We start from the raw sequence: 10826 nt of genomic DNA, 5'->3' as shown, positions 1-10826 counted from the left end.
ACTTAGCGGAACCAAAAGCCCTCTGGCGTGCATAACCCTGATTGCCCGAGACGCGCAAAATCACTCAGTGCACTGGTGGGAGACCGCCGCCAGCCTTCATCGCCATCCACAGGGGTTCATAGGCATTCATAAATATTTCGCGGCCGAACCGTCACCGGATCGCGACACAAATGTAAACACAACAACCACATGGCATTGATTTAGCTACATTTTTTGCTCATGAATTCTTCCCTGCGCAGGGAAGGCCGGGATGCTCCGGTTGCCCTGTTACCCGCTGTGCATTGTAGCGCAAACTACTCATGGCATAGCGGACAATGGGAGCCAGCCGGCTCCCGGCCTTCCCTGCGCCCTCTTTCAATTGGGGGTGAGGCGACCAAGCAAAGCTCGGGCGAAACAAGCCGCGAGGATGCGAGGGTGTGTCCGCAATGAAGATGCGTATGATGAAGCGGCCGTGTCACCCCACACTCCGTCATTGCGAGGAGCTCTTGCGACGAAGCAATCCAGACTGCCTCCGCAGAGGGATTCTGGATTGCTTCGCTGCGCTCGCAATGACGATGTTGAGGCAGTTGCGCGCCAAAACACCGGTCTTGCATCCCGGACGCAGCGCGTCCGGGATGCGAGAGAGCGCGTGCTAAACCGGCTTGCCCGTATACGGCATCGACGCCGTCAAACCACCGTCAACCGGGAACGCCTGGCCGTTGACATACGATGCTTCGTCGCTGGCCAGGAACAGCCCCATCGCCGCGAGCTCGTGCGGCTGGCCGGGGCGCTTCAGCGGATTGAGTTGGCCGATCTTGTCTTGGGTGCCGCGCTCCTTGGCGCGGTCGAAGATCGGTTTGGTCATGCCGGTCTCGATCAGGCCCGGGCAGACCGCGTTGATGCGCACGCCGGTGCCGGTGAGCGAATACGCCGTGGTCTGCACCAGGCTGATCACGCCGGCCTTGCTCGCCGCATACGGGTGTCCGCTGGCGCCGGCCTTGAGGCCCGCGACGGACGCCGTGAGCACGATCGCGCCGGATTGCTGCTTCACCATGTGCGGCATCGCATGCTTCACCGCGAGGAACGGGCCGATCAGGTTGACGCGCAGCACCTCCTGCCACTGTTCCACGGTCTGCTCGCCGAGCGGCACGAGCCCGCCGGAGACGCCGGCATTGGCCCAGATCACGTCGAGCCGGCCGTGCGTCTTCACCGCCTTGTCGATGACGGCCATGACGTCCTTTTCGGAGCCCGCGTCCGCCACCATGGCTTCCGCGACACCGCCGGCCTTCTTCACCTCGTCGACGGTCTCCTTCACCGCCTCGGTGCGGTCGACCGCGATCAGCTTGGCGCCTTCCCTGGTGAAGAGGAGTGCGGCGGCGCGGCCGATGCCGCTGCCGGCGCCGGTGATGATGACGGATTTGCCTTGCAGACGGCCCATGCGTTTCTCCCTTTGGTATGCTGCGCGACGCTTGCCGCGCAACGGAATTTCAAACAAGATTTCAAACGGTAAAGTGTCTTGAGACACGTTCACACCTGACGTACAGCGACATCAAACGGGATGGAAGAGTTTCGATGACAGGCACAGACAAGCCCAAAGTGGTCACGACGCGGTGGTGGTGGGTCCGTCATGCGCCGGTGCGCAATGACGGCGGCAACATCTACGGCCAGAGCGATCTCGCCTGCGACACCAGCGATACCTACGTGTTCAACGCTGTTGCCAAGGTGCTGCCACGCAAGGCGGTTTGGTATTCGAGCAATCTGATGCGCACCCACCAGACCGCGGAAGCGATCTGGGCGGCCGGCTTCCCAAGGCCCGCATCGATGAAATGGGAAGCAGACCTGGCCGAACAGAATCTCGGCCGCTGGCAGGGCATGAATCGCGCCCAGTTCATCGCCAGCCGCCCCGTCGGCTCGAGCTGGTTCGCCGACATCAACGAGCCCGCGCCTGGCGGCGAAAGCTTCATGGATCTCTACAACCGCACACGCCGTACCGTCGAGCGGATCAACAACGAGGCGGCCGGGCAGGATGTGATTGCGGTTGCGCATGGCGGCACCATCAAGGCGGCGATCGGCCTCGCACTCGACGGCCAGGTAGAGCGGGCACTGTCGTTCGACATCGACAACTGCTCGATCACGCGGCTCGATTATTTCTCAAGCCCCGAACGCTCGGTCTGGCGACTGCCGATGGTCAACCAGCAGCCGTGGATCGCTGATGACGCGCACGCCGAGATGCATCAGCTGGCGGGGCCGGAAGTCAAGAAACTCGCCTGACGCCATTGTCCGCTCGTGCAGACGCGGCGTAAGCTTCAAGCCAAATCAAATCATAACTCTGGGAGAGAAGCATGACCTTGTTCGACATGAAGGGGAAAGTCGCCGTCATCACGGGATCGACGCGCGGCATCGGGCTTGCGATCGCCGAGCGCATGGCCGAGCACGGCGCCAAGGTGGTGATCTCCTCGCGCAAGGCCGACGTCTGCGATCAGGTGGCGAAGAGCATCAACGACAAGTTCGGCAACGGCACGGCGGTCGCGATCGCCGCCAACATCTCGTCGAAGGAAAATCTGCAAAACCTCATCGACGAGAGCAACCGCGCCTTCGGCAAGATCGACGTGCTGGTCTGCAACGCCGCGTCGAACCCGTATTACGGTCCGCTCGCCGGCATCTCCGACGATCAGTTCAGGAAGATTCTCGACAACAACATCGTCGCCAACAACTGGCTGATCTCGATGGTGGTGCCGCAGATGATCGAGCGCAAGGACGGCTCGGTCATCATCGTCTCCTCGATCGGCGGCCTGAAGGGCTCGACCATCCTCGGTGCCTACGCGATTTCCAAGGCCGCCGACATGCAGCTCGCGCGCAACCTCGCTTGCGAGTACGGCAAGCACAACATCCGCGTGAATTGCATTGCGCCCGGCCTGATCAAGACCGATTTTGCCAAGGCACTTTGGGACAATCCGGAGAATCTGAAGGCCTCGACCTCGCGCTCGCCGCTGCTGCGCATCGGCATCCCCGACGAGATCGCCGGCGCAGCTGTGTTCCTGGGTTCGAAGGCCGGCGACTTCATGACCGGCCAGACCATGGTGATCGACGGCGGCGCGACGATCAGCTGAGGCGCTCGCGCCGGTGCAGAGAAGGTGGTTGGGCGAGCCGATCGGGCGAGGAACCAACCACTTTCCGGCTCGTTAGCCCGCGTTCAACGTTGAACAGCACGGCAGACGAGGGCCAAAAGCGAGACAGATGATCCCCACGGTGATCAAGCCGCAATCTCCCGACGACGTCTCCGCAATGGTTGTCGCGGTGGGCGCGGCGATCCTGAGCATCACTATCATCGCGGCTCTCTATCTCGGGCGGGAAATCTTCGTTCCCGTCGCGCTCGCCATTCTGCTGAGCTTTGTCCTCGCCGCTCCCGTCAGGTTGATGCAGCGTCTTCACGCCCCGCGGGCGCTGGCCGTTGTCGGTGTCGTGCTTTTCGCCTTCGCCATCATTTTCGCCCTGGGAAGTGTGATCGCGACGCAGCTCAACGGCCTGGCCGGCGATCTGCCGAAGTACCAGGCTACGATTCTGTCCAAGATCCAGTCGGTGCGCGGCGTAGCAGGCGGCAGTTCCACGCTCGAGCGTGCCGCCGAGATGCTTCAGGATCTCGGCAAGGAACTGGACAAGCCCAAGTCGGTTGCGCCAGCCAATCCGCTGACTTCCGGCACCCCGGCCCACCCCGACGTCAAGCCGGTCCCGGTGAAGGTCTTGCAGCCTGATCCCGGTGCGCTGGAGAGCCTGCGCTCGCTGATCGCCCCCCTGGTGTCGCCGCTGGCAACGACAGGGATCATCGTCATTTTTGTGATCTTCATCCTGATTCAGCGCGAGGATCTTCGAAACCGTCTGATCAGGCTGGCGGGCTCCCACGATCTGCAACGCACGACTGCGGCACTCGACGACGCCGCGGCTCGCTTGAGCCGACTTTTCCTCAATCAGCTCATGCTCAACACGGCCTTCGGCGTGCTGATTGGCACCGGCCTGTGGCTGATCGGAATTCCCAGCGCGGCGCTGTGGGGCATTCTTGCTGCCGTGCTGCGCTTTGTGCCTTATATCGGCTCGATCATAGCTGCAGCGTTTCCGCTCGCGCTCGCCGTGGCGGTCGACCCGGGCTGGTGGATGCTGGCCTGGACCGCGGCACTTTTCTTCGTCATCGAACCGCTGGTCGGACAGGTGGTCGAACCCCTGTTGTATGGCCGCACCACGGGCCTTTCGCCCGTGGCTGTCGTCGTCTCCGCGACCTTCTGGACGGCGCTGTGGGGACCGATAGGGCTGATTCTCGCCACGCCTCTCACCGTATGTCTGGTCGTGCTGGGCCGCCACGTTGAAAGGCTGTCCTTTCTGGACGTCATGTTCGGCGATCGCCCGGCGCTTTCGCCTCCGGAGATTTTCTATCAGCGCATGTTGGCTGGCGATCCGACCGAGGCCGCCGAGAAGGCCGAAGAGTTTCTCAAGGAGAGGTCGCTCTCGGCCTATTACGATGAAGTCGCCCTCAAGGGCCTTCAACTGGCCCAGTCGGACCTTGATCGCGCTGCCCTCGACAATACGCGGCTTGTGCGCATCCGCGATACGGTGGTTGAGTTCGTGGACGATCTCTCAGACCAGGAGGATGGCCACCCTGTCGGAAACGAGCGGACCGCGGATGCCGAAGCGGCCGATGCCGTCGAAGCCGTCGCGCCAGCCAATGACCAGCCGGATATCGCCGTGCTTGATGAAGCGGCTCTTGCGGAACAATTTCGCGGCGAAAATGCCGTGCTCTGCATTGGAGGTCGAACCATGCTCGACGAGGCCGCTGCCATCATGCTCTCGCAACTGTGCCGCGCGCATGGCGTGGGCAGCCGTGTCGAAGGCCCGGAAGCGTTGTCGACCGCCAATATTTTTCGCCTCGATACGTCAGGCGTGGCGTTGGTCTGCCTGAGCTATATCGGCATCACAACCCCTGCGCATCTGCGCTATGCGGTGCGGCGGCTCCGCCGCAAGCTACCGGGAGCGTCCATCATGGTGGGGTGCTGGGCGGAAGGAGTCGCAAACATCGACGAGCTGCGTGAGACGGCGAAGGCCGATCTGTTTGCCACCTCGCTGCGAGAGGCGGCGCAAATCGTCGTCTCCATGGCGCAAAGCCAAGTCGGCGCCGCGCCGTCTCTCGAGAAGCCTGTCTTGATGGCGCGTGCCTGAAAAAGCTACTCCACCGCCGCGTAAACCAGATCCCGCACCAGCGTCCGCGTGTGGTCGCGCTGCCCCGGGCCCTGGCTCATGAACACCGTGAACAGATCCTCCTTCGGGTCGATCCAGAAGAACGTCCCCGCAATGCCGCTCCAGAAATACTGGCCGACGCTGCCGGGGAACGGCGCGATGCCGGCCGCGCGGCGCACGGCGAAGCCGAGGCCGAAGCCGTGGCCCGGCGACAGGAGTGTGCCGTTGGTTACGACGTGCGGTCCGAGGTGATCGGATGCCATCAGCTCCAGCGTCTTGCGGCCGATGATCCTGTTGCCGTCGAGCGTCCCGCCGTTGCGCAGCGTCAGCGCGAAGCGGGCATAGTCCATCGTGGTCGAGACCAGGCCGCCGCCGCCGGACTCCATCACCGGCTGCTCGAGCATGTTGAACAGCGCGACCTTGTCGCCGGTCCAGGGATCGGCTTCGAACGGCTGAGCGAGCCGGCCGGCATTGGCTTCGCTGGTGGAGAAGGCGGTTTCAGTCATCTGCAACGGCGCGAGGATGCGCTCGGTGAGGAACGCGCCGAGCGACTTGCCGCTGACGACCTCGATGATGCGGCCGAGGATGTCGGTGGAGCGGCTGTAGTTGAACTCGTCGCCGGGATGACAGACCAGCGGGAAGCTTGCCACCAGCGCGGCATGCTCGGCATTGGTGATCTTGCGGCTGCGGACGCGGGATTCCTGGTAGAGCTTGTGCACGGGGCCGTCGCCCTGGTGCTCATAAGTGAGACCAGAGGTGTGGCGGAGCAGGTCCTGCACCGTCATCGGCCGCCGGGGCGGAACCAGTTCCAGCTTGCCGCCGCTGACCACGCCGACCCTCTGGTCCGCGAACTCCGGAATGAACTTGGCGACGGGATCGGCGAGCAGGAGGTGGCCATCCTCGACCAGCGCCATGATGCCGACCGACACGATCGGCTTGGTCATCGAGAAGATCCGGAAGATCGAATCAAGCGCCATCGGCGCAGGTCCCGCCGGGCTCTGCTTGCCGAGCGCCTCGAACCAGCCGACCTGGCCGCGCCGGGCGACCAGCACGGTCACCCCGGGAATGGTTCCCTTGTCGATCTCGCGCTTGAAAGCGTCCGACATCGCCTGGAGACGAGGGCGCGACAGGCCCAGCGTTTCCGGCCTGGCCTCGGGCAAAGGCGGGGTTTTCGGCGCGGTGGCGGCTTGGGCGGCGGCTGTGGCAGTCATTTTCACTCCCGGGGGCACATTATTTCGGGAATGAACTGTGGCCCAGAAGGCGCGGCACAAACAAGCGAAGCCAGCGCGCTTCACCCTTGCAAACCAGCCGTCCCCTGTGCTTGAAAGCGCCCCTGATCCGCGTGGCGACGCGAGGGTCCGTAGGAGTGTAGCTCAATTGGTAGAGCACCGGTCTCCAAAACCGGGGGTCGCAGGTTCGAGCCCTGCCACTCCTGCCAGCTAATTCAATAACTTAGCTGCGTAGGCTTCCGAACAGACGTTGAACGAGGACCCATTCAGGACCCATTCGGCTTCAGGATCCAAAGATTCCCGCGGATAGGTCGTTGATGACCGTAGCGACGGATGTGTCGGCGGTCTGCTTCCGTTTGCGCTTCGCATAGTTCCGTAAAAGCACTGCGGGATCGTCTCCGATGCGCTCCGCCACCGTGTGCACGGGCACGCCCTTGTCCAGGAGTAGGGTGGCGTGGGTGCCCCGAAGGTGGTGAAACTCGAACCCAGCGAACCCAAGGGCGTCGGCGGCCCGGCGAAAGGCCTTCGAAAAGCCACTGGGATCCCTCGGCTTGGCAAAGTCAAAATCCTGGCCGGCACCCGGCCTCGCCGGGAAAATCAAGGCGTCGTCAGGAAGCTTAACCAGGGTCAGGTCGACCTCCGCGCCGTCAGGGATGCCCGCCATGATCCGCTGGTGTTTTTCCCGCTCGGCGACCAGCAGCGCCACGGTGCAGTCATCGAGGGCGATCGTACGCTTGCCCCGCCATGTTTTCGGCGGCTTGTACCGGAGCCCGAACTTCTTGGTGATCTCCAGAGCGCGCTCCACTTTGAGGGTCTTTGCCCCGTCACTGAAGTCGGCCCAGCGAAAGGCCAGAAGCTCGTTGCGGCGAACACCAGTCGAGGCATCGACCGCGACAGGCACATACATCGTGGCCGAGGGCTTTAAGCCGGTCACCAGTGATTTGAGGTCCGCCTCGTCCAAGGCTAAGCCGTGATCGCTTTCACCGGCCGACGGCAGCTGTTCAATCCGGGACATCGGATTGCTCGCAATTATGCCTTTGCGCTCGGCGGTCGAGAGGGACGAATTGAAGCAGCGGTGGACGTGGTTGTCCTGAAGCGCGATGCGTTCGAGGTCCGCCTTTGAAATTAAAGCTTTTGCCACCTTCATCTCCTGAGTTGGCAAAGGGCCGCCGAACGGTACACCCTAACCAACCGACCCTGCGTGGCAAATCCTTTGGGGGCTGCAATGCTTCAGTCCTTAGGCCGCGTCGCACGACGGGCCTATTATTGACGATCGCCGATGTCGAACGCGCCAAGGCGGTAGTCTTCAGCGACCGATTGCTCAGTCGTCGGCTGCGCGGTCAAAGTGAACGTCGCATCGGGGTAGCGCGTCCATACCTGAATGTCCTCGGAAGTGACCGTCAGATATCCGAAAAAGCACTTGTATCGACCGGGCACGGTCGCTCGGCCGATTTTGTCCCAATTGATCTTGTTAACGCGCATCGCTAGCTCCACTCGTTCTCAGGCAGCGAACCGGGCGGGGGGTTAAGTTCTTCGAGGCCGGCTTCGATCAACGCCAATTCTTCTTGGATTGCTTTGGCCGCGTTTTCTGGGTTGATGCCCGACACGGATTGCAGCTGGGCGCGCACCTTGCGACGATGTGCCAGCAAGTCGGCCAGAGCGCGTCGGTCCTGTACTTTCACGTAGCCAGCGACAATTAGTTCCATGGCCTTTGACACGTTCGTCGTTTCCCACCCTTGGTTATCGGAGGCGGCTAAGTTCTTTCAGACCAGCTTCGGTCATAGGATATTCGACACCTTCGCGATGTCTTGACGTATCGTTTCAAGCGGGCGTTCGGTTTCCGTGGCCGCTTGTTGCCATCGCATCGTTTACGAGCAGTTACGGATCGGGAACGGCCGGCAATCTTTCCTAAATGGTTCATGGATATTGTTCTGCGGCATGGATCACGAGGACGCATCGGCGGCTTGGTTAGTTCCAGCTCTCAGGCGAAGCTACGCTCGTCTAGCAGCGTGGATGACGCGCGGTAATCGCGCGCCTGAGCCCAGCCGTTTGCCGGCGCCGCCGCGCTCAGAACGGCCGGCTCGCTTTCCCGACCCACCGCGGCGGCCAGCGCCGCCGCGCATTTAGCAGTTGTAGATCGCGAATGACGAACGATCGCACATCGACGCGTCCGTGGTCGGCTGACGAAGAGGCGGAATTGCTCTCGCTCTTTGCCGCTGGCGCCACTGCTGAGGAGGTCGGCGAGCGGCTACGCCGCACCCGGCAAGCGGTTTACGCTCGCTTGCAGCGCTTTCAGAAGCAGCGGGGGCGAGCTAGTAGGACGAGCGGGAAGTTATTTGCTCAGTTGCCACCCGCGCTGCAACCCTCAACCGGCACATCGAAGGTTCAATTGCATCCGCTCCAAAAGGCGCCAAGCTGAGGCGATCCATTGGGATCGACTGATGACCAGCCCGACTGATGACGAATTGCGCGCCGCCGTCACCGCCGCCATTGAGCAGTGGAAGACGGCCTTTTTGCTTCGCCGCGAGTATCCGAAGCTTACAAAATGAGGCGGGTACTTACGCAGCGACGTCGAACGATGCGATAAGGGCACGAAGGTCGTTGGCCAGCCCGCGATAGTGCTGGCCCGCGCGCAGATACAGCTCGCGGTTACTTCCATCCGATCGTCTGGCAATCAACTCGCATTCGGCTGCGAGGCTTTCAAAACGTTCCAGCTTGGCTTGGAAACCGGTCATTGGCGGGGCCCCGAACTCGTTACTACAAAGGGGCGAGGACCGTATTCGCTCGATTAAGTCAGAGCGAACATTGTTATGGAGCATAATATCTTTTGCCGAGGGGCGATTTCGGTTTTCGCATCGCAACCAAACCGATCTGTGGGCCAGGACATTGGCGATTTCACACACGCCCTCGGACAAGACGGCCATATCCAGATCGCGTCGATCTCGCGTGCGAGATTGACATAGAAGCCAAGGCGCGCACCGAACAACTGGTGGATGGCCACCCGATAGAGAGTTGCGGCAGCAAGCACCTCAGTTGGCGGCCTCCTTCACGGTTCTTGGCCGTAAGCCGACATGCATCCATGCCTGTCCTAACGTATCCTCCCGAGCGCAAAGCGGACTTCACGAAGGTAGGTCCTCGCTCGTCGGTAGTTCCTTGCCCAGCGTCAGCAGCGTCACGTACGTGCCGCTCTCGTGAAGGTCGAGCCAGCCCTTCTCGATCGCGTATCTGATGCCCGCGCCGAATTCGGGCCCGCTGCCGTTACAGCCGCCCTTCGACATGAAGGGAGAATTGATTTTCTCGATGTGAATGCGGCCGCTAATCGGCTCGATGCCCGCGGCAAGCTCGATGAGCTTGCGCGCAGCAGCTTCCGGATCGGCGTAGGGGCGTTCGTTGATCAATTTCGTTCGGTAGTCCGGCAAATTGTCAATTGCTTGCGTGTCGCGGTGTGGTCGACACGCTGCGGCTTGTGGGTGTGGACAATGGCCGGCGGGCATCACTGCCGCCGGCCATCGCTTGCGCTACCTGTGGCTGGGGGGCTGATCGGCAGCGCTGATCGCGAGCGTGCTGAACGACGATTAACAACCTGCTAACCAATTCTGGCAGGCTCTGGCTATTTCGCGAGCAACAACGCGGCGGAGTGTGCTGCCGCCTGCGTTGATCGGCAGACGGCGTTCGGACCACGCGCGCAGGATAGCGCGGGAAGAGGCCGGGAGTGAGAGGAGCAGTTCGGCGCGACACGACGAAAGATATGGCTGTGGAATAGTGCGTGCAGGCTCCTGCACGTATTGCGATTACCGGCAAGCCGTGGACAACCTGCGGCATTACTATCCCCGATTTGGGGTGCAAGATGCCATTTGTTTATCGACCGTCACTTAAGACTAAGACCGGTGAAGCTGTCGCACTACTTCACTTGAGCAATCAACAGAAGGACAGGATCGCCCCCGTCTTCAGTGTAGGTGAAAGGCCACCGGCTAACTTCGTTGCGCGAATGGCTTCGGCATGGCTAGGCCGGCGGTGCTTCCTTGATGGCTCATTCAATCACAACCTCAGTGGAGGTTCGGCGGATTTCGATACCCTATTCGCCGCACTCGGCACAGCAGGAATTCCGGTGATACCCGTGATCGAAATCGGTGCTTCGAACGCCTACAACCAGGCCGCTTTCGCGCACATTGGCCAATTCTCGAATGGAGTTATGTTAAAGTGTACACATGGGCACCTTAACCTCGCGGCGAACTGGGTCCAACAGATGGGACAGTGTCAATCGGCCCTTTAATTGCGGTTTGTTGTCAAGCTACCATTCTTCCTCTCTCCAGTGACACGCCGGTAGCGATTGCTCCGTCGGAGCTGGTCAGGTTGCGGAGACGGAGCGATCGCGGATGGCGAGACGATTGCCTA

At 61.7% G+C, this 10826-nt stretch carries 11 protein-coding genes and 1 tRNA gene; 5 read left to right on the top strand and 7 right to left on the bottom strand.

Annotated features, from left to right (window positions below; genetic code table 11):
- The coding region (locus CT676_RS44945) for a hypothetical protein (protein ID WP_205124636.1) at positions 1-199 on the top strand (199 nt) is incomplete at its 5' end.
- 432 nt (positions 200-631) lie between these two features.
- On the opposite strand, the gene CT676_RS41770 is transcribed toward CT676_RS44945, so the two are convergent.
- Entirely contained in the window at positions 632-1417 is a 786-nt protein-coding gene (locus CT676_RS41770) for an SDR family oxidoreductase (RefSeq protein WP_028152877.1), read from the bottom strand.
- Positions 1418-1551: 134 nt separating this feature from the next.
- On the opposite strand from CT676_RS41770, the gene CT676_RS41765 reads away from it, so the two are divergent.
- The 3 genes from CT676_RS41765 (at position 1552) to CT676_RS41755 (ending at position 5184) form a co-directional block, all read left to right on the top strand.
- Positions 1552-2250: a histidine phosphatase family protein gene (locus tag CT676_RS41765; protein ID WP_166342291.1), complete on the top strand. Its 699-nt coding sequence runs from the start codon at positions 1552-1554 to the stop codon at positions 2248-2250.
- A 71-nt stretch (positions 2251-2321) separates the two neighbouring features.
- Complete coding sequence (locus tag CT676_RS41760) at positions 2322-3089, top strand: SDR family oxidoreductase (RefSeq protein WP_135217145.1); 768 nt, start codon at positions 2322-2324, stop codon at positions 3087-3089.
- Positions 3090-3216: 127 nt separating this feature from the next.
- Positions 3217-5184, top strand: a complete 1968-nt coding sequence (locus tag CT676_RS41755; RefSeq protein ID WP_135217144.1) for an AI-2E family transporter — start codon at positions 3217-3219, stop codon at positions 5182-5184.
- Between the two features lie 5 nt (positions 5185-5189).
- On the opposite strand, the gene CT676_RS41750 is transcribed toward CT676_RS41755, so the two are convergent.
- Positions 5190-6413 carry a serine hydrolase domain-containing protein gene (locus CT676_RS41750; RefSeq protein ID WP_167768336.1) on the bottom strand — a complete coding sequence of 408 codons (1224 nt, stop codon included), beginning with the start codon at positions 6411-6413 and terminating at the stop codon, positions 5190-5192.
- A 151-nt stretch (positions 6414-6564) separates the two neighbouring features.
- On the opposite strand from CT676_RS41750, the gene CT676_RS41745 reads away from it, so the two are divergent.
- Positions 6565-6640 (top strand) — tRNA-Trp (locus CT676_RS41745).
- Between the two features lie 74 nt (positions 6641-6714).
- On the opposite strand, the gene CT676_RS41740 is transcribed toward CT676_RS41745, so the two are convergent.
- From CT676_RS41740 to CT676_RS41725, 5 genes are all read right to left on the bottom strand, one after another.
- Entirely contained in the window at positions 6715-7572 is an 858-nt protein-coding gene (locus CT676_RS41740; RefSeq protein WP_167768335.1) for a site-specific integrase, read from the bottom strand.
- A gap of 122 nt (positions 7573-7694) precedes the next feature.
- A complete protein-coding gene (locus CT676_RS41735) occupies positions 7695-7913 on the bottom strand; it encodes a hypothetical protein (RefSeq protein WP_135217141.1) in 219 nt (72 codons plus the stop codon).
- A gap of 2 nt (positions 7914-7915) precedes the next feature.
- The gene (locus CT676_RS41730; protein WP_244623504.1) at positions 7916-8149 is read right to left on the bottom strand and encodes a hypothetical protein; all 234 of its coding nucleotides are present in this window, start codon (positions 8147-8149) and stop codon (positions 7916-7918) included.
- 840 nt (positions 8150-8989) lie between these two features.
- The gene (locus CT676_RS44630; protein WP_167768334.1) at positions 8990-9166 is read right to left on the bottom strand and encodes a hypothetical protein; all 177 of its coding nucleotides are present in this window, start codon (positions 9164-9166) and stop codon (positions 8990-8992) included.
- Between the two features lie 384 nt (positions 9167-9550).
- Positions 9551-9925, bottom strand: coding sequence for a hypothetical protein (locus CT676_RS41725; RefSeq protein WP_343287586.1), 375 nt, complete (start codon positions 9923-9925; stop codon positions 9551-9553).
- Positions 9926-10826: the final 901 nt, after the last annotated feature.

This window comes from Bradyrhizobium sp. MOS001 (genome assembly GCF_004634465.1).
Classification (GTDB): domain Bacteria; phylum Pseudomonadota; class Alphaproteobacteria; order Rhizobiales; family Xanthobacteraceae; genus Bradyrhizobium; species Bradyrhizobium barranii.
This window is presented reverse-complemented; position numbering and strand designations above follow the sequence as displayed.